The organism is Propionivibrio pelophilus DSM 12018 (assembly GCF_059569095.1).
Genome location: NZ_JCANUT010000024.1, coordinates 1 through 19,222 on the forward strand (window position 1 = coordinate 1; position 19,222 = coordinate 19,222).

Sequence of the window (19,222 nt, forward strand, 5' to 3'; positions counted from 1 at the left end):
CGGCGCCCTGATCAAAGACGCCGGCAAGAAGAAGGTCTTCCTGATCCTCGACAACTTGCGTGTCCATCACAGCAAGCCGGTGAAAAAATGGGTGACCGAACACGCCGAGCAGATCGAACTGTTTTACCTGCCGAGCTACAGCCCGGAATTAAACCCCGAGGAACGATTGAATGCCGATCTCAAACAGGCGATGGGGTCAAAAGTCCCAGCCCGTACCAAAGCCAAACTCCGCTCCGCCGCGACCCAGCACATGACCGAACTTGAGCGTTCGCCTGAACGCATCAAGGCCTTCTTTCAGGACAAACAGGTTCGCTATGCCGCGTAAAAACTTATTCGGGCCTGATCAATAAGAACCCAGCAGGCCTTGCCCCGCCGATCGTGTTCTGCGGCCACCGGCAACGACCCAGGCCACCGAATTGCCCCGTGACTATTTTTCCGCTACCGCTCCGGAGGAAGATTGAAATGAATACCCTGCGCGTTTCCCGTATGTCCCTGGCGCTGTCTGCCGCGCTTGCCCTCTTTGGCTGCGGCCAGAAGGAAGAACCCAAGGCCGCCGCGCCGGCGCCTGCCCCGACCGCCGCGGCACCGGCTGCTCCTGCGGCAACAGCGATCACCGTCAAGATCGGCCACGTCGCTCCGCTGACAGGACCACAGGCGCACCTCGGCAAGGACAACGAGAACGCCGCGCGCATGGCCATCGACGAACTGAACGCCAAGGGGCTGGAAATCGGCGGCGCCAAAATCACGCTCGAACTCGTGCCCGAGGACGACCAGGCTGATCCGAAGCAGGGCACAATCGTTGCCCAGAAACTGGTCGACGCCAAGGTCAACGGCGTCGTCGGGCACCTGAATTCCGGCACGACCATCCCGGCCTCGAAGATCTATTTCGACGCGGGCATCCCGCAGGTTTCGGGCTCGGCGACCAACCCGAAATACACGCAGCAGGGCTTCGCCACCGCCTTCCGCGTGATGGCCAACGACGTGCAGCAGGGCAAGGTGCTCGGCGAGTACGCCGCCAAACAACTGGCTGGCAAGCGCGTGGCAATCATCGATGACCGCACCGCCTACGGCCAGGGTCTCGCTGATGAATTCGAGAAAGGCGCGAAGGATGCCGGCGCCACGATCGCGACCCGCGAGTTCACCAACGACAAAGCCACCGACTTCGCCGCCATCCTGACCAAGATCAAGTCGACGAAGGCCGACGTGATTTTCTACGGCGGCATGGACGCACAGGCCGGACCGATGGCCAAGCAGATGAAATCGCTCGGGCTCAAGGCGGCATTCCTGACCGGCGACGGCGGTTGCACGCCGGAATTCATCAAGCTCGCCGGCGAGGCCAGCGAAGGCCAGTACTGCTCGCTGCCCGGTGTGCCGCTCGACCAGATGCCCGGCGGCAAGGCGTTCGGCGACGCCTTCTCGGCCAAGTACGGCCAGATCCAGCTCTACGCGCCGTACGTTTATGACGCAGTGATGGTCATGGTCGACGCCATGAAACGCGCCGGTTCGGTGGACGCGGCGAAGTACCTGCCGGAAATCGGCAAGACCGACTTCCAGGGCGTGACCGCCAAGATCCAGTTCGACGAGAAAGGCGACCTGAAGGGTGGCGCGATCTCCCTGTACCAGGTGAAGGGCGGCAAGTGGGAATACCGCGAGACGGTCGGCGGCGGCGCACCGGCAGCGCCGGTCGCGGCGGAAGCCCCGCAGGCTGACGGCGAGAAGAAATCGTAACGCCAGTTCGCTCCCCCGGGACGGTCCCTGAACGGGGCCGTCCTCCCGAGTTTCGTCATTTCTGTTTTGGATAGTCCAAAGCGATGGATATTTTCGTCCAGCAAATCATCAACGGCCTCGTACTCGGCAGCATCTACGCGCTCGTCGCGCTCGGCTACACGATGGTCTACGGCATCCTGGGGCTGATCAACTTCGCCCACGGCGAGGTGGTGATGATCGGCGCGATGGTCGCGCTGTTTTTCGTCAAGGCTTTTTCGGGCCTGCCCGTCGTCATCCTCCTGCCGCTAGCGCTGGCCGCCGCCGCGTGCGTCTGCATGGCCATCGGATTCACCATCGAGCGCATCGCCTACCGGCCGCTGCGCCGCGCGCCAAAGCTCGCGCCGCTGATCACCGCCATCGGCATCTCGATCATCCTCCAGCACCTCGCCATGCTCATCTGGGGCCGCAACTACCACGCCTTCCCGCCGGTCATCCCGACGTCCGCACATGAGATATTCGGCGCCACGATCACCAGCCTGCAGGTGTTCATCGTCCTCATCGCCGCGGCGATGATGGCCGGCCTGACGCTGCTGATCCAGCGCACGCGCCTCGGCCGGGCGATGCGCGCCACCTCGCAGAATCCGGCGATCGCCCAGCTGATGGGCGTCAACATCAACCAGATCATCTCGGCGACCTTCGTCATCGGCTCGGCGCTGGCTGCCGTCGCCGGGCTGATGGTCACCGCCAACTACTCGATCGCGCACTATTACATGGGCTTCATGCTCGGCCTCAAGGCCTTTACCGCCGCCGTGCTTGGCGGCATCGGCAACCTCGCCGGGGCGATGCTCGGCGGCATCCTGCTCGGCATCATCGAATCGCTCGGCGCGGGCTACATCGGCGACCTGACCGGCGGCTTCCTCGGTAGCCATTACCAGGACATCTTCGCCTTCTTCGTACTCATCGGCGTGCTGATCTTCCGGCCGTCCGGCCTGATCGGCGAACGCGTGGCGGAGCGGGCATGATGACACTCACCTTCGACTCCCTGCGCCAGGACAAGCGTGCGGCGATGGTCGCCACGGTCGGGATCGGCCTCGTGCTCGCCGTCTTCCCGTTCCTCGTCGGCAGCACGCTCGGCAACTCCTGGCTGCGCATCGTCGATTTCGCCCTGCTCTACATCATGCTCGCGCTTGGCCTGAACATCGTCGTCGGCTTCGCCGGCCTGCTGGACATGGGCTACATCGCCTTCTACGCGGTCGGCGCCTATCTCTACGCCCTGCTGGCCAGCCCGCACTTCGGGCTGCATTTGCCGGTGTGGATCATCATCCCCTGCGGCGCCGTGCTGGCCGGCATCGCCGGTGCCCTGCTCGGCGCGCCGACACTGCGCCTGCGCGGCGACTACCTGGCCATCGTCACGCTCGGCTTCGGCGAGATCGTGCGCATCTTCATGAACAACCTCAACGCGCCGGTGAACATCACCAACGGGCCGCAAGGCATCTCCAGCATCGACCCGATCCATCTCGGCGGGGTCACCCTGGCCACGCCGCTGGACGTACTGGGCATCACGGTGCCGTCACTGCACGCCTATTACTATCTGTTCCTGGCGCTGGCGCTGCTGATCATCTTCGTTTCGATCCGCCTGCAGGACTCGCGCATCGGCCGCGCCTGGGTAGCCATCCGCGAGGACGAGATCGCCGCCAAGGCCTGCGGCATCAACACCCGCAACATCAAGCTGCTGGCCTTCACCATGGGCGCCAGCTTCGGCGGCGTCGCCGGCGGCCTGTTCGCCGGCTTCCAGGGTTTCGTCAGTCCCGAGTCGTTCAACTTGATGGAATCGATCATGATCCTGTGCATGGTCGTGCTCGGCGGCATGGGCCACATCCCCGGCGTCATCCTCGGCGGGGTCATGCTCACCGTCCTGCCCGAGTTCTTCCGCCACAGCGCGGGGCCGCTCCAGCAAGCGCTGTTCGGCAAGATCCTGCTCGACCCGGAAGCCCTGCGCATGCTGCTCTTCGGCCTGGCACTGGTGCTGGTGATGCTCTACCGCCCGGCCGGATTGTGGCCCTCGACGATCCGTCGCCGCGAGTTCTCCTCCGGCACGGACAAGGAGAGCGCATGAAACCGACGCTGCTGATCGCCAACGCGATCTCCAAGCATTTCGGCGGGGTCAAGGCGCTCACCGATGTCTCGCTGACCATCCGCAAAGGCGAAATCTACGGCCTGATCGGCCCGAACGGCGCCGGCAAGACGACCTTCTTCAACGTACTGACCGGCCTCTACCATCCTAACGGCGGCGAACTGCTGTTCGAGGGCTACAAGCTGCGCGCCAGCGCGCCGCACCTCGCCGCGCAGAGCGGCATCGCCCGCACCTTCCAGAACATCCGCCTGTTCGGCAACATGACGGCGCTGGAAAACGTGATGGTCGGGCGGCACGTGCGCACGCAAGCCGGCGTCGTCGGTGCGGTGCTGCGCGATCCCAAGACGCGGCGCGAAGAAGCCGACATCCACCGCCGCGCCGAGGAACTGCTGCATTACGTCGGCGTTGCCGACCGGGCCAACGACCTCGCCAGGCACCTCTCCTACGGCGACCAGCGCCGGCTGGAAATCGCCCGCGGACTGGCCACCGAACCGAAACTGCTGGCGCTCGACGAACCCGCCGCCGGCATGAACGGCAGCGAAACAGCCGAGTTGCGCGTGCTGATCGAAGGCATCCGCAACGACGGCATCACCGTCCTGCTCATCGAGCACGACGTCAAACTGGTCATGGGCCTGTGCGACCGTGTCGCCGTGCTCGACTACGGCGTGAAGATCTGCGAGGACGTCCCGGCGGTGGTGCAGAAAAACCCGAAAGTCATCGAAGCATATCTGGGAGGCAGCGTTGCTTGAGGTTACCGGACTCCGCGTCGCCTACGGCGGCATCCAGGCCGTGCGCGGCATTTCCTTCCACGTCAACCAGGGCGAGATGGTCGCGCTGATCGGCGCCAACGGCGCGGGCAAGACCAGCACGCTCAAGGCGCTCTCGCGCCTGCTCGATGCTGCCGGCGGCAGTGTCCGCTACTGCGGCAAGGAAGTCGCCAAGCTCGCGCCGCACCAGCTCATCGCCGAAGGCATCGCCCTGGTGCCTGAGGGTCGCGGCGTCTTTCCGCGCATGAGCATCGTCGAAAACCTGCTGATGGGCGCCTACTGCCGCAACGACACGCAAGGAATCGCCCACGACATCGAGCACGTCTTCTCGCTGTTCCCCCGCCTGGAGGAACGCGCCCAGCAATTGGCCGGCACGCTGTCAGGAGGTGAACAGCAGATGCTGGCGATTGGCCGGGCGCTGATGAGCCGGCCGAAGCTGCTGCTGCTCGATGAACCGTCGATGGGCCTTGCCCCGCTGATGGTGCAGAAGATCTTCGAGGTCGTCTGCAGCGTGGCGAAGGAAGGCATGACGGTCCTGCTCGTCGAGCAGAACGCCAAGCTGGAGCTCGAAGTCAGCCAGCGCGGCTACGTCATGGAGAGCGGCGAGATCACCCTCACCGACGATGCCGACAAGCTGCTGGCTAATCCGAAGGTGCGCGAGGCGTATCTCGGGGAGTGAACACCCCCGACCTCCTGACGGTTACAGCGGAACCTTGCAGCACCACAAAGCGCTCCGGCAATGGTGGTTCTCCGCGCATCGTGATATAAACGCGGCCGCCCATCAATGCACCTCCGTCCTTCAAGCTCAGACCCGAAGACAAAGGGAACACCCCGGGCGGGAACAACGATGGCTTGTGTGAACTATTTAACAGGCGAAATCGTGAAAAAGAAGAACAATCCGCGGCGTTGTGATCTGCAGGCGATCTTGCTTTCCATATTGCCGACGCACGAAGCCGCCTGATCCCTCTCAAGAGACCGCCACATGATGCGCCAAGAGAGCGAGAGCTCTCTCGCACCTCCTTCTACGTCTCGGTGACGGATCGTTTCCCGATGAACAAGCAGCTTGATGTGAAATTGACTCGTGAGGTGTTGTTGAAGAAGCACTTGATTTCCTGGATCTTGTTATTGATTTGCCAGACAGCATCGGCTGTTTCCGGTGAGGACGACTACCGCCGGGCCCTGTCTCTGAATGAACAGGGGCGAGGGAAAGAGGCGCTGCTCATACTTGCAGAACTCAAGAATAGGTTCCCGGATACACTCCGCTATCAGTTCGACTATGCGGCAGTTGCCAGCAGCAGTGGTGAGCATACGGCCGCGTTAGGCAGTGTTGATACCCGTACCGAAAAAGAGGCGCCGCACTATGCTCTGGAGGCGCTTTTTCGTTCGGCCGTCGCGCTTGCCGACATGCCTCGCGCCGAACGGCTGTATGGTCTTCTGGACGATCGGTTCGGTGCCGCAGCCGAAAGCGGAATGGGCCTGGTTCATCTATATCTGCGACTTGGACATTACCCCCGAGCGCTCATGCTGTCCGCCGAATTGCTCGATCGTTATCCCGGGCACATGGGGATACTGGACCTGCGGGCCTACGTTCTGCGCCACTCCGGGCTATTGGGCGAGGCACTCCTCGCCTATCAGGAAATTCAAAGACTTTTCCCAGACAACCGGGACGCACCGAAGGCGATCGGCATGATTCTGGCCGACCTCGGCTCTCCGCAACTCGCGAAGAGCAGCCTGGAAGGGAAGGATATTCGTCTGGCGAGCGACGAATATCTCCGCCTGCTGAAAGATCAGGGTGTTCAACGTATCCGTTGGTCCGCGGGCGATCCAGACGTGCCTTCGCTGCGTTTCCGGAATGCGGACCACGCCATCGCCATCCTCCGCGCCGCGCGCGATGAGGCAATTACACGCGCCGCTTCACACGAGATGATTGGCAACATCCGCGGCAATCTGGTCCTTGCCTATCAACTCCGCCAATACTGTTCCGAGGCCATCCAGGAGTATGAGCGTCTGGTCGCTGACAGCCACGAGATCCCGTCTGAAATTCGTCGGGCAGCAGCATCTTGCCATTCCTCGACAGGTCGTTACGCAGAGGCCGAAAGAATGTTTCACCAGCTGGTGGAAGAAACGCCAGATTCCTATGAGAGCTGGTCAGGATGGATCTATGCGCTGGCCGACCTTGAGCGTTTCGACGAGGCCGAGAAAGCATGCCGGGAGCTGGTCGCCATGTTGGCCCGGACGGATCACGGAATTCCGGCGAAGGCGGCCGACTATACGTCAGCGCGTCTTACGCAAGCCATGCTCGCCGCTTATCGCAATCGCTACGCCGAGGCGCAATTGCGCCTGGATTCGTTGCAAGCCGATGCCCCGGCTTCGCTAGACACAACCGAGGCCATTGGAATTCTGGCTGCATGGCGAGGGCAACCGCGCAGGGCCGAAGAACAGTTCCGGATTGTCCTGGGCGAACAGTCCGGGCGCCTCGAGTCTCGTCTTGGTCTGGCAAATGCTCACCTCGACCAAGGTGATGCCACCTTGTTGCGCCAGATTGTCGGTCAGCAGGACGACGACGGGTTGGCTCGGCGCAGCGTCCGCGAATCACGGCGCCGTCTGGAATTGCGCGACAGCCATTACGTTGTTGGCGATGCCACCTTTGGCAACGATCAAGACTCTGTTGCAGGAAACCGGACGCGTGAATTCGACCTGAAGGCTTACAGCAAACCGTTTGGCGATGATCATTGGCGAGCTTTCGGACGCTACCGTGACCTGTGGAGCAATCCCGTTGCCAGCGTAACCGCCAGCAATGCGAGCGCGGGCTTGCGATACATGGCTGTCGACTGGACAGCGGAAGTTGAAGCCGGCAGTAACGGTTACGGCAGGCTTGAAACAAGTCACTCGCTGTCCGACCTCTGGACGACAAACCTTGCGATCGAGAGGAACACATTTTTCCGGCAGGCGCGGGCGGTGGAAAACGGCATCACGGCCGACAGGGTGGATTGGAGCTTGCGTTGGCGCCAAGACGAGAATCTCGATCTCGGAGGGGGTTATCGTCTCACCGATTTTGATGATAACCGGCGATCGGAAGCCTATCTTTTCCTGAACAAAGGTCTTTACGCTGATTTTGATCGCCGTCTCTCGGCCGCCATCCGAATCGGCGGTCAGCGCAATAGCAACCCGGAAGCAGCGTATTTTTCGCCGGAGCGTCAAACGGAAATCTCCGGTACTGTCGCTTTTGAATTTCGCTCCTGGCACGACATGACGACCAGGAAATCCTCCCTGTGGCACAGGGTATGGATAACGGGAGGCGAGGTCTGGCAGGCGGGTTTTTCCGCTCACCCGATGAGCAACATCGGCTACGGGCAGGACATCGCTCTTACCGATGCGTTTCGCCTGCGCTGGTCGATTGCTCGCACCCGCTATCCCTTTGACGGGGAAAACGCCTCCTACTACACCGGAACGATCGGCTTCGAGGGGTATTTCTGATGTTGCGCGCAGTCCTGCAATTCATCCTCTTGTTCGCAACCTTATTCGTGCAGGCGGAGACCTTTCAGGTCATCAGCTACCACGACGTCGTTTCCATTGAAGAAAAGCTCGCCGCACCCGACGACATCAACGTACGTCGCCTTGCTGATCACTTCGAGTGGTTGAAAGCCAATGGCTACAACGTGATTTCCGTGCAGGAACTGGTCGACGCGCGCAATGGTGTCAGCAAATTGCCAACGAAGGCCGTGCTGCTGACTTTCGACGACGGTTACGCCAGTTTCTACAAGCTGGTATTTCCTCTGCTCAAGGCTTACCAATACCCAGCCACGTTGGCTGTGGTCGGTTCCTGGTTGGAGCAGCGGGAGAAAGTGATGTATGGCACCCGCCAAGTGGATCGGCAGCGATTCCTGACCCTCGAGCAGCTAAAGGAAATTGCTGCCAGCGGCCTGGTCGAAATCGCCTCCCACTCCTACGACCTGCATCGCGGAATCCCGGGCAATCCCCAAGGAAATGAAATGCCGGCGGCAACAACCCGTGCGTACAGTTCCACGAGTTCATCTTACGAAAGTGACTTGGTCTACGAGTCAAGGATTCGTCAGGACCTTTCGCGAAACAGCGACTTCATCGAGGCACTGACCGGCAAGCGCCCTCGGGTCATGGTTTGGCCCTACGGGCGATACAACGGCGAGGCCCAGCGCATTGCAGGAGAGCTCGGCATGTTCATTACGATGAATCTGGACGATGGCGATAACCTCCTGGCGAACGGACTTTCCGATATCCGCCGCTACTACATTCAGAAAGACATGCCGGCTGCCGACCTGGCTCAAACGCTCGGCACGCAGAGCAAACGCGCGATGCGTGTCATGCACGTGGATCTCGATTACATCTACGATCCGGACCCACGGCAACAGGAGAAAAATCTGGGCCTGCTGCTCGATCGGGTCAAGGCGGCAGGAGTAACCGCCGTCTTTCTTCAGGCTTTTGCGGATGACAATGCCGCGGGTGTCGCCAGTCGGCTCTATTTTTCCAATCGCCATCTGCCGGTCAAGGCTGATCTGTTCAACCGGGTCAGCTGGCAAGTCGCCTCGCGAACCGGATCTCGAGTTTTCGCCTGGTTGCCGCTGACCGCCTTCGTACCTCCATCGGGTCATCCTTTGCACAGCCACAAGGTCGTCGCCGCTGACGGCAGCGCGGGTGTTGGTTATTCCCGACTGAGTCCCTTTTCAGCCGAGGTGCGTGAATACGTCGCGGAGATCTACGAGGATCTCGGGCGCCACGCTTACTTCGACGGGATTCTCATCCACGATGACGCAGTTCTTTCCGACCAGGAAGACGACAGCGTTTTCGCGCGTGACTATTACGCCACGCGCTTGGGTCTTCCCGGCGACGTGACGACCATCCGAGCGAATCCTGAAATGATGCAACGGTGGATCGATGCCAAGACGGAGCATCTCTCGTGGTTCGCCGAAGAGCTGCGTCGACGTGTCGAGAATTTCCGCAAGCCTGTCATGTTGGCGCGCAATTATTACGCGGAACCCATCTTGAATCCACAAGCGCAGACGTGGTTTTCGCAATCACTTCCCGATGCCCTCCGCCGTTTCGACTGGGTCGCCGTCATGGCAATGCCGTATATGGAAAAGGCCACCGATGCGAACGCCTGGCTGGATCGCCTGATTCAGGTAATACGCAGCGAGAAGGGGGCCGAGCAGAAAGTGATTTTCGAGTTGCAGGCCAAACGCTGGGCGCCCGACGAGCCCGTACCCTCCGAGGAGATCGCCAGCTGGATGCGCCGGTTGCGCATCGCGGGCATTAGGCATTTCGGCTACTACCCGGACGATCCTTTCGCCAACCATCCGGAAATCACAACGATCAGGAAGGAACTGTCGATCCGGGGGTACGCCCAATGACGCTATCGACAGAAATACGGGCCTTGCTGCTTGAAGGTTCGTCGGCCTTCATTTTCAATTTCTGCTTCCTCTACCCCCTTTTCATGTCATGGGTCTGGATCACGGGGAGCATCGCCTATTGGTTCCGCTATGAGAAGCGTGCTTCCGATCCCGCGCACCCGCCTCGACTCGAGAGCTTTCCGAAAATCGCCTTGGTCGTTCCCTGCTTCAACGAACAGGATCATGCCGAGGAAACGATACTTAACATGCTGGCCCACGATTATCCGAACATGGAGGTCATTGCGGTCAATGACGGCAGCCGTGACAGAACGGCAGAGATTCTCGATCGCCTTTGTGCCGAGCATCCCCGATTGCGCGTCATTCACCAGCAGACGAATCAGGGCAAGGCGGTGAGTTTGACTGTTGCAGCGCTGATGACGGATGCCGAATACATTCTTGGCATCGACGGCGATGCGCTGCTGGACCAACGTGCCGCACGCTGGATGATCCGCCACTTCATTGGAAGCCCTCGTGTCGGAGCCGTAACAGGAAATCCCCGTCTTCGCACCCGATCGACGCTTCTCGGACGCATCCAGGTCGGCGAATTCTCGTCAATCGTTGGCATCATCAAACGCGCCCAGCGTACCTACGGTCGACTGTTCAGCGTTTCCGGCGTGTGTGTCATGTTCCGCAAGGTAGCGCTGACAGATGTCGGTTTTTGGTCACGCGAAACTCTGACAGAAGACATCGACATTAGCTGGAAACTTCAGCTCGCGCATTGGGACGTACGTTTCGAGCCTGCGGCGACGTGCTGGATTCTGATGCCGGAAACCCTGCGCGGGCTCTGGAAGCAACGCTTGCGTTGGGCTACCGGAGGCGCGCAAGCCATCCTCAAGTTTCGCGGCATCTGGAAACAGTGGACCAAGCGGCGCATGTGGCCGGTGTATATTGAATACGCTCTCAGTCTGGCGTGGTCGTACTTGATGGTCTGGACCATCGCCATGTTCCTGCTCGGACTCGTTATCGATTTGCCGAACGAACTCAAGGTAAGAACCTTGCTCCCAGGCTGGACAGGATTGCTTATAGCCGTCACGGCTATGCTGCAAACCTGCGTCGCCATGCTGCTCGACACCCGCTACGATCATCGCCTGTGGCAAAACTACTTCTACGTAATCTGGTATCCGTTTGCCTACTGGATGATCAATATGTTCACCGCCGTGGTCGCGTTCCCCAAGGCGCTGCTTCGCAAAAAGGAACAGCGCGGGCTCTGGACGAGTCCGGACCGGGGTTTGCGCTAAACGAGACCGATCAAGAAATGTCATTACCTCCCCATATCCGTGTCCGCTGCGCGGATGGACACCCACTGATCTTTCGCCGCCCGGAAGGACAGCCCAAGACCGCGCGTAATGCCATGCTTCTGGCGACAGGAATCGGCTGGTCGGTCTGGCTGTATCTCTGGCGCCCGCTCCTGACTCTTTTTCTTTGGTATTGGGGAGGTGAGATTGCCGAGCATCAGTGGATCGAGCTGGCCGGTTTGAACGGGCTCGTTGATTTTACTTATCACGTCATGCCTTTCGGCATAGCACTCTGCGCTCTACTGCTCGCCTGGGCACTAACCAACTACCTTCGGTTTCGTGGGCGGGAGAGACGGAAAGCGCGACCACTGAGCTCCGCGGATGCCGACGCCAGATGGACACGGATCTCTCCTGCCGCGCTGGAAAACGGGCGAAAAGCGAAAAACCTGGTTTGCTGGCATGACGATGACGGCATATTGCTCGGATTTTCCGAGGCTTGCGCCGAATCGTCGCACGTGGTTTCCCCGACCGCTGGGTCTTTGACCTCGCCGCCAAACCATTCAGGGCGCATTGAGCTTCAGAGCGAGCAAAAGCGGGCAGCTGCAGCAGTTTTCCCCGGCTGATAGAATCAGCTTTTGAAACACGCCCCTGCACCGCCATGACCGCTCGCCTGCGGGAAATCCCGTACAACTACACGTCCTTTTCCGACCGCGAAATCGTCATCCGCCTGCTCGGCGCGGAAAACTGGGCAATCCTCGACGAACTGCGCAGCCAGCGCGTCACCGGCCGTTCGGCGCGGATGCTCTACGAGGTGCTCGGCGACATCTGGGTCGTGCAACGCAATCCGTACCTCGAAGACGACCTGCTGGCCAACCGCCAGCGCCGCGCTGCGCTGATCGAGGCCTTGCGCCACCGCCTGCGCGAAGTCGACAAGCGGCGTCTGGGCAACGAGAAGGTCTTCGATCTGTGCACCGCGGCACACGCGGCGGTCGACGCCTTCGCCCGCCACTTCGACGACACCGCCACACTGCGCCAGCGCGTGCTGAAAACGCTGTCGCGGCACACGCGCAAGGACAACATTGCCTTTGACGGACTGGCGCGGGTCACGCACGTCACCGACGCCACTGACTGGCGCGTCGAGTACCCGTTCGTCGTGCTCTACCCGGACAGCGAGGACGAAATCGCGCCGTTGGTGCGCGAGTGCATCGAGCTCGGGCTGACCATCATCCCGCGCGGCGGCGGCACCGGCTACACCGGCAGCGCCGTGCCGCTGACGCCCAGGTCCGTCGTCATCAACACCGAGAAGCTGATCGACATCGGCCCGGTGGAAGAACTTACCCTGCCCGGCTGCGACCGTCCGTACGCCACGCTGCGCACCGGTGCCGGCGTGGTCACCGACCGGGTGGCCGATACGGCGACAGCGGCCAGCCTCGTCTTCGCCGTCGATCCCACCTCGGCCAGCGCCTCGTGCGTCGGCGGCAACATCGCGATGAACGCTGGCGGCAAGAAGGCCGTGCTGTGGGGCACCGCCCTCGACAACCTGGCGTGGTGGAAGATGGTCGACGTCGACGGCCTGCCGATGGAGATCACCCGCCTCGGCCACAACTTCGGCAAGATCCACGAGCAAGAGGTCGCCCGCTTCGAGATCCGCCGCTTCGAAAAGGATGGCGTGACGCTGCGAGGCGCGCCCGAGCTGCTCGAAATCCCCGGCGCCACCTTCCGCAAGACGGGCCTCGGCAAGGACGTCACCGACAAGTTCCTCGCCGGCCTGCCCGGCGTGCAGAAGGAAGGCACCGACGGTCTGATCGTCGCTGCGCGCTGGGTGCTGCACAAGATGCCGCCGCACACGCGCACGGTCTGTCTCGAATTCTTCGGCCAGGTTCGCGAGGCGGTGCCGGCGATCGTCGAGATCACCGACTACTTCAAGCCCGGCGGCGCCGGCCACGCGGCGGGCGTGCAACTCGCCGGCCTCGAACACCTCGACGAACGCTACGTGAAGGCCATCGGCTACACCGCCAAGGCCAAGCGCCACGGGCGGCCGAAGATGGTCCTGATCGGCGATATCGTCGGCCACGACGAAAAGGCCGTGATGGGCGCCGCCTCGGAGGTGGTGCGCCTGAGCAACCTGCGCTCGGCCGAGGGCTTCATCGCCGTCGACGCCGACACACGCAAGAAATACTGGCTCGACCGCTCGCGCACGGCGGCCATCTCCAAGCACACCAACGCCTTCAAGCTCAACGAGGACGTGGTCATCCCGCTGCCGCGCATGGGTGACTACTGCGACGGGGTCGAGCGCATCAACATCGAGCTGTCGATCCAGAACAAGCTGGCCTTGTGCGACAACCTGACGGCCTTCCTCCAGGGCGACCTGCCGCTGCGCAGCACCGACGCGACGATCGACGCTGAGGTGCTGATCGGTGATTGCCGGCAGGCCGCGCTCGACGCGGTCGTCGCCGTGCGCGCCCGCTGGCAATGGCTGCTCGACCACCTCGACCTGCCGCTGGCCGCTGCCGAGGTGCAGTTTGCCGAGTACGGCGTGCAGGGCGGCAAGCTGACCAACAAGGCGCCAGCACCGACGCTGTTCCACCGCCTGCAGGATTATTCCGTGCGCGTGTCGTGGAAAAACGAACTGCGCCCGCAACTGGAAACGATCTTCGACGGCAAGGTCTTTCAACCCGTTCTCGAACGCATCGACGCGATCCACAAGCAGACGCTGCGCAGCCGCGTCTTCGTCGCCCTGCACATGCACGCCGGCGACGGCAACGTGCACACCAACATCCCGGTCAACTCGGACGACTACGCCATGCTGCAGACCGGCAACCGCGCCGTCGAACGCATCATGCACCTGGCACGTTCGCTCGACGGCGTCATTTCCGGCGAGCACGGCATCGGCATCACCAAGCTGGAATTCCTCACCGAGGAGGAAATCCGCCCGTTCCGCGAGTACAAGCAACGCATCGATCCGAACGGCCATTTCAACCAGGGCAAGCTGATGGCCGGCAGCGATTTGCGCGGCGCGTACACCCCGTCGTTCTCGCTGCTCGGCGCCGAGTCGCTGATCCTCGAACAATCTGAAATCGGACGCATCTCGACGCTGGTCAAGGACTGCCTGCGCTGCGGCAAGTGCAAGCCGGTCTGCTCGACGCACGTACCGCGCGCCAACCTGCTCTACTCGCCGCGCAACAAGATCCTCGGTACCTCGCTGCTGATCGAGGCTTTCCTCTACGAGGAACAGACCCGGCGCGGCGTCTCGCTGAAGCACTTCGACGAGTTCAACGACGTCGCCGACCACTGCACCGTCTGCCACAAGTGCTTCAAGCCGTGCCCGGTCGACATCGATTTCGGCGACGTGTCGATCGCCATGCGCAACTTCCTGCGCGAGCAGGGCAAGAAGAAGTTCGTTCCCGGCAAGGCCTTGGCGATGGCCTTCCTGACCATGAAGGACGCCGGCACCATCCGGCTGATCCGGCAACTGATGACCAAGCTGGCCTACCCGGGGCAGCGTCTGGCGCACCGCCTGGCGAAAGCGCTGGGCCTCGTCCAGCGGCAGACCCGCCAGCCGCCCGCCAGCCTCGGCCAGCCGGCGTTGCGCGCGCAGGTCATCCACTTCGTCAACAAGCCGATGCCGGGGGGACTGCCCAAGCGCACCTCGCGCGCCCTGCTCAACATCGAGGACGAAACGATCGTGCCGGTGATCCGCGACCCGCAGAAGGTCGCCGCGCCGGACTACGATGGCGACGCCGTCTTCTACTTCCCGGGTTGCGGCTCGGAGCGCCTGTTCTCGCAGGTCGGGCTGGCGACGCAGGCGATGCTCTACGAGATCGGCGCGCAGACCGTGCTGCCGCCCGGCTACCTGTGCTGCGGCTACCCGCAGATCGCCGCCGGCGAATCCGATCTCGGGCAACAGATCACCACCGACAACCGGGTGCTCTTCCACCGCGTCGCCAACACGCTGAACTACCTCGACATCAACACGGTGGTCGTCTCCTGCGGCACCTGCATGGATCAGCTGCAGAAGTACCAGTTCGAGAAGATCTTCCCCGGCTGCCGCCTGCTCGACATCCACGAATACCTGCTGGAGAAGGGCGTGAAGCTCGACGGTGTCGAGGGCACCCGCTACCTGTACCACGATCCTTGCCACACGCCGATGAAGACGCAGCCCGGCATCAAGGTCGCCAACGCCCTGATGGGTCAGCGCGTCGATCTTTCCGACCGCTGCTGCGGCGAAGCCGGCACGCTGGCGATGGCCCGCCCGGACGTTTCGACGCAGGTGCGTTTCCGCAAGCAGGAGGAGATCGAGAACGGCGCCGCCGCGCTGCGCGCCGACGGATTCGACGGCGAACTCAAGCTGCTCACCTCCTGCCCGTCCTGCCTGCAAGGACTGTCGCGCTACAACGACGATGCCGGCACCCAGGCCGACTACATCGTCGTCGAGATGGCACGACGCCTGCTCGGGGAAAACTGGCTGGCGGAGTACGTGCAGAAGGCCAACACGGGAGGCATCGAGCGGGTACTGCTCTAACGAAGCGGGCGATGCTATGTGACTTTTTTCCTTGGGCGCCAACAGCTTACGTCATAGGCTGACACTCGGACATTCCATATCCACGAAACGAGCAAAGAAGAACCATGGCCTCCGTCGCTCCGACCACACTCACCATCCCCGATTTCGCCGCCGGCAGCGAGATCATCGCGCGCATTCCGCTGGCCAATCCGCAACTGGCGTGGCACGAGCTCAACGTCATTCTCGACAGCCTGCTCGCCACCCCGCCGAACGTACAAAACTATTTCCAGCTCCTCGAACATCTGCGACTGCCGGTCATCTTCGTTGCCGACGAACTGGCCAAACGGTACCTGAACAAGCCGATTCCATTCGGCGAAATCGAGGATGCGGTTTTTCGCCAGACCGTCCAACTCCAGCTCAAGACCGCCCGGGCCTACGCCCACTGCGCCGAACGGAATCCGCCCGACCCGGACGACTCCCGCAGCGAGCGCTTTGCCACCTTGCTGCACCGCTGCATCCATTTCACCGGGGCAGCCATCATCGAGCATCACCGTGCGCGCCGGGAAGCGCCATGGGGACTATGGATCGACCTGCACGGCTATTACGGTACCGCCGAGGACTTGCACGTCGCCACGCTGCCGGTGCCCAATGTCGACGGATCACACAGCGGCAACACGCATTGCACGGCGGGCTATCTTGCCTGCGTGCTGTTCGACATGGCCGGCAGTTACAGCCTTTCGCTGCGCGACCAGACCGTAGTGCGCCGCTGGGCCGCCGCCTGGGCGCCGCTGGTCAGCCTGCTGCCGGCCATTCCCGGCGAGCCGCTGCCGCCGTACGTGATCGACCTGGTGCAGGACGTCGCCCTGCGCCCCTCCGCGGAATGCCTGCACACCGACCAGATCCGGCGCATCGACAGCAGCCGTCTGGCCATGCAGATCAATCATCTCCGCCAGCAATTGCGCCAACGCATTCCGCCCGCGCAACTGGCGCTCGGTGACGATTGCACGCCGCAACAGTGCTCCCGCCTGCTCGACCATCTGGGCCGCCAGTGGTCGCAGGCACGCGCCGCTCGGCGCTACCGCCGCCACGCCGCCTCCGGACTGACGCGCCTGTGTACCGGCTTCGAGGAAATGCACTATTTCATTTCCGGACAGGAATTCCGCCAACCGGAAAACCTCCGCATTTATTCGCGCAGTGATTTCGAAAGCCTGTTCGCCTTCCGCTTCCAGGAAAATACGCAACAGGCCCTGCAAATCCAGCAGGAAAAGGCAACCGCAAACTACAGCATCGATAGCTGGGAAGTGGTCAACCAGTCGGCCAACGGCTTTCGCCTGGTGCGCAGCAGTTGCGGGCGCAAGATGCTGCATGGACAGTTGCTGGCGCTCTGCCCTCAGGACAGCGCGCATTTTCTCCTGGCCCAGGCCACCTGGCTGATGCAGGAAACGAAGGGAGGGCTGATTGCCGGCATCAAGGTACTTCCGGGCCTGCCCGCGGCCATTTGTGCCCGACCGATCGAACCGCTCGGCAAGCTGCCCGAGTTGTATCAACGCGCCTTCCTGCTGTCGGCCATCGCCTCCGCCGGGACGGAGCAATCGCTGGTGCTGGTGCCCGGTTCGTTCCGGCCGGGACGGACGATCGAGATTTTCACCGACGGCGCCTGGCGCGTCCGCCTGAAGCACATCCTTGACGTCGGCCCGGACTTCGAACGCGTCAGTTTCGAGCCCGGCTAAAAATACACAAGGGGGGCAGCGCCGGAACGCTGCCCCCCTTTGTCGCTTCAGCGCGGGCTTCGCCCGCGCACCTTCAGAGCGTCTGGACCTGCAAGCGGTAGGTCTTGCCCTCAAGGCTGAGGTTGTAGGCAACGACGCTGCCGGGGGCTGCCGACACCACGGTAGCTGGCGCTGCGGCAACGGGCGCGGCCGGCGCAGGTGCGGCGGCCGGTGCGGCGGCCGGAGCCGCTGGAGCCGCGGCTGGCGCCGGCTTCTTCTTCGGCACGGAGACCTTGAAGTTGCCCTTGAGGAAGTCCAGGCCCTTGTTGCCGCCCTTGGTCGCCAGCGCGCCGATGATGAAGATGTTTTCGTCGGTCACCGGCAGGCCGTTTTCTTCCAGCACTTTCTTCGCTTTCGGAATGCCCGGTTCGAGGCCCTTGATGGCGTCGCCGGTGAACACCGGCTTCTTCATCTGCTCGGCAGCGATCTTGACGATTTCGGGGTCCGGGGCGACCGGAGTCTTGCCGAAGTAGCCGAGGACCATGTTGCCGTAGCCTTCGGTGATCTTCTTCCACGGGCCGAGCATCACGTTGGCGTAGGCTTGCTGGAAGTAGAACTGCGACACCGGGGTCACCGAGGTGCCGAAGCCGCCGCGGGCGACGCATTCGGCCATGGCCTTGATGACTTCCGGGTACTTATGGAAGGTCTTGTTTTCGCGCATCATCAGGGTGTTGGCGGTGAGCGCGCCGCCCGGCATCGGGCTGAAGATGACTTCGGTGTCGATGCCGAGGGCTTCCGGCGGGAATTCGTACTCGCTGAGGCATTCCTTGGCGATTTCGTTGGCTTCCATGACCTTGTCGACGTCGATGTCGAGGGTGTACTGGGTGCCCTTGAGGGCATGCCACAGCGAGAACAGGTCGGGCTGGGCGGTGCCGCCGCTCAAGGGGGCGCGGCCGACGCAGACGCCGTCACAGCCGGCTTCGATGGCAGCGATGTACTGGGCGACGCCGGTGCCGCAGGTGTCATGGGTGTGCATGCGCAGTTCGACCTTGTCGCCGAGCAGCTGGCGCGCCTGCTTTATGGTCTCGTGCACCTTGCGCGGGTTCGACGTTCCCGAGGCGTCCTTGAAACAGACGCTGGAGAAGGGCACGCCGGAGTCGAGGATGTCGCGCAGGGTCTTGATGTAGAACTCGGGGTCGTGCGCGCCGGAGCAGCCACGGGGGAGTTCCATCATGGTGACGACGACTTCGTGTTCGAGACCGGCGTTGGCGATGCACTTGCCGGAGTAGATGAGGTTGTTGACGTCGTTGAGCGCATCGAAGTTGCGGATGCGCGTCATGCCGTGCTTCTTGAACATTTTGGCGTGCAGGTCGATCATGTCGGCCGGCTGCTGTTCAAGCGCGACGACGTTGATCCCCCGGGCGAGGGTCTGCAGGCGGACATCCGGGCCGACGGCCTTGCGGAAGGCGTCCATCATGTCGAAGGCGGATTCGCCGCAATAGAGGAACGGTGACTGGAAACGTGCCCCGCCACCGGCTTCGAAGTGGGTGATGCCCGCCGCCACCGCGGCTTCCACGGCGGGGATGAAATCCTTGGTCAGGGCCCGCGCGCCGAAGATGGACTGGAAGCCATCACGGAAACTGGTGTCCTGGAAAAGTATCTTCTTGCTCATGATAAGGCTCCGAATTAGGGGAAAGTACCACGGCAACCGCTGGAGAGGATGGCACGCCCCTCGTTCCGGTCAAA

The 19,222-nt window shown here is 62.3% G+C and carries 13 protein-coding genes; 12 read left to right on the top strand and 1 reads right to left on the bottom strand.

The genetic code is table 11. From position 1 onward, the window contains the following. The 12 genes from BO74_RS11240 to BO74_RS11295 form a co-directional block, all read left to right on the top strand. The coding region (locus BO74_RS11240) for a transposase (RefSeq protein WP_496442387.1) at positions 1 to 325 on the top strand (325 nt) is incomplete at its 5' end. Positions 326 to 462: 137 nt separating this feature from the next. Continuing rightward, the gene (locus BO74_RS11245) at positions 463 to 1,728 is read left to right on the top strand and encodes a branched-chain amino acid ABC transporter substrate-binding protein (RefSeq protein ID WP_496442389.1); all 1,266 of its coding nucleotides are present in this window, start codon (positions 463 to 465) and stop codon (positions 1,726 to 1,728) included. 83 nt (positions 1,729 to 1,811) lie between these two features. Next, positions 1,812 to 2,729: a branched-chain amino acid ABC transporter permease gene (locus tag BO74_RS11250; protein WP_496442391.1), complete on the top strand. Its 918-nt coding sequence runs from the start codon at positions 1,812 to 1,814 to the stop codon at positions 2,727 to 2,729. Positions 2,730 to 2,773: 44 nt separating this feature from the next. Then, on the top strand, positions 2,774 to 3,823 hold the full coding sequence (locus BO74_RS11255; protein ID WP_496442468.1) for an ABC transporter permease subunit: 1,050 nt from the start codon (positions 2,774 to 2,776) through the stop codon (positions 3,821 to 3,823). Next, complete coding sequence (locus tag BO74_RS11260; protein WP_496442393.1) at positions 3,820 to 4,590, top strand: ABC transporter ATP-binding protein; 771 nt, start codon at positions 3,820 to 3,822, stop codon at positions 4,588 to 4,590. The genes BO74_RS11255 and BO74_RS11260 overlap by 4 nt, the downstream gene beginning before the upstream one ends. Continuing rightward, positions 4,583 to 5,287, top strand: a complete 705-nt coding sequence (locus tag BO74_RS11265) for an ABC transporter ATP-binding protein (protein ID WP_496442395.1) — start codon at positions 4,583 to 4,585, stop codon at positions 5,285 to 5,287. The genes BO74_RS11260 and BO74_RS11265 overlap by 8 nt, the downstream gene beginning before the upstream one ends. A 371-nt stretch (positions 5,288 to 5,658) precedes the next feature. Beyond that, complete coding sequence (locus BO74_RS11270) at positions 5,659 to 8,085, top strand: tetratricopeptide repeat protein (protein ID WP_496442397.1); 2,427 nt, start codon at positions 5,659 to 5,661, stop codon at positions 8,083 to 8,085. Between the two features lie 2 nt (positions 8,086 to 8,087). After that, positions 8,088 to 9,992, top strand: a complete 1,905-nt coding sequence (gene pgaB / locus BO74_RS11275) for a poly-beta-1,6-N-acetyl-D-glucosamine N-deacetylase PgaB (RefSeq protein WP_496442399.1) — start codon at positions 8,088 to 8,090, stop codon at positions 9,990 to 9,992. A 23-nt stretch (positions 9,993 to 10,015) separates the two neighbouring features. Further along, on the top strand, positions 10,016 to 11,269 hold the full coding sequence (gene pgaC / locus BO74_RS11280; RefSeq protein WP_496442401.1) for a poly-beta-1,6-N-acetyl-D-glucosamine synthase: 1,254 nt from the start codon (positions 10,016 to 10,018) through the stop codon (positions 11,267 to 11,269). Between the two features lie 17 nt (positions 11,270 to 11,286). Next, positions 11,287 to 11,889 (top strand): poly-beta-1,6-N-acetyl-D-glucosamine biosynthesis protein PgaD, encoded by a 603-nt coding sequence (pgaD, locus tag BO74_RS11285; RefSeq protein ID WP_496442402.1) that lies wholly within the window; start codon positions 11,287 to 11,289, stop codon positions 11,887 to 11,889. Between the two features lie 35 nt (positions 11,890 to 11,924). Further along, positions 11,925 to 15,788 (top strand): DUF3683 domain-containing protein, encoded by a 3,864-nt coding sequence (locus BO74_RS11290; protein ID WP_496442404.1) that lies wholly within the window; start codon positions 11,925 to 11,927, stop codon positions 15,786 to 15,788. Positions 15,789 to 15,892: 104 nt separating this feature from the next. Next, complete coding sequence (locus tag BO74_RS11295; protein WP_496442406.1) at positions 15,893 to 17,497, top strand: cyclic-di-GMP receptor FimW-related protein; 1,605 nt, start codon at positions 15,893 to 15,895, stop codon at positions 17,495 to 17,497. Positions 17,498 to 17,570: 73 nt separating this feature from the next. Here BO74_RS11295 and BO74_RS11300 read toward each other — a convergent pair whose 3' ends face one another. Further along, a complete protein-coding gene (locus tag BO74_RS11300; RefSeq protein ID WP_496442407.1) occupies positions 17,571 to 19,148 on the bottom strand; it encodes a hydroxymethylglutaryl-CoA lyase-like TIM-barrel protein in 1,578 nt (525 codons plus the stop codon). Positions 19,149 to 19,222 lie beyond the last annotated feature (74 nt).

Bases quoted from the DNA above. Each gene is read 5' to 3' on its own strand.
- BO74_RS11245 (WP_496442389.1), top strand. From the start codon at position 463: ATGAATACCCTGCGCGTTTCCCGTATGTCCCTGGCGCTGTCTGCCGCG.
- BO74_RS11250 (WP_496442391.1), top strand. From the start codon at position 1,812: ATGGATATTTTCGTCCAGCAAATCATCAACGGCCTCGTACTCGGCAGC.
- BO74_RS11255 (WP_496442468.1), top strand. From the start codon at position 2,774: ATGGTCGCCACGGTCGGGATCGGCCTCGTGCTCGCCGTCTTCCCGTTC.
- BO74_RS11260 (WP_496442393.1), top strand. From the start codon at position 3,820: ATGAAACCGACGCTGCTGATCGCCAACGCGATCTCCAAGCATTTCGGC.
- BO74_RS11270 (WP_496442397.1), top strand. From the start codon at position 5,659: ATGAACAAGCAGCTTGATGTGAAATTGACTCGTGAGGTGTTGTTGAAG.
- pgaD (WP_496442402.1), top strand. From the start codon at position 11,287: ATGTCATTACCTCCCCATATCCGTGTCCGCTGCGCGGATGGACACCCA.
- BO74_RS11290 (WP_496442404.1), top strand. From the start codon at position 11,925: ATGACCGCTCGCCTGCGGGAAATCCCGTACAACTACACGTCCTTTTCC.
- BO74_RS11295 (WP_496442406.1), top strand. From the start codon at position 15,893: ATGGCCTCCGTCGCTCCGACCACACTCACCATCCCCGATTTCGCCGCC.
- BO74_RS11300 (WP_496442407.1), bottom strand. From the start codon at position 19,148: ATGAGCAAGAAGATACTTTTCCAGGACACCAGTTTCCGTGATGGCTTC.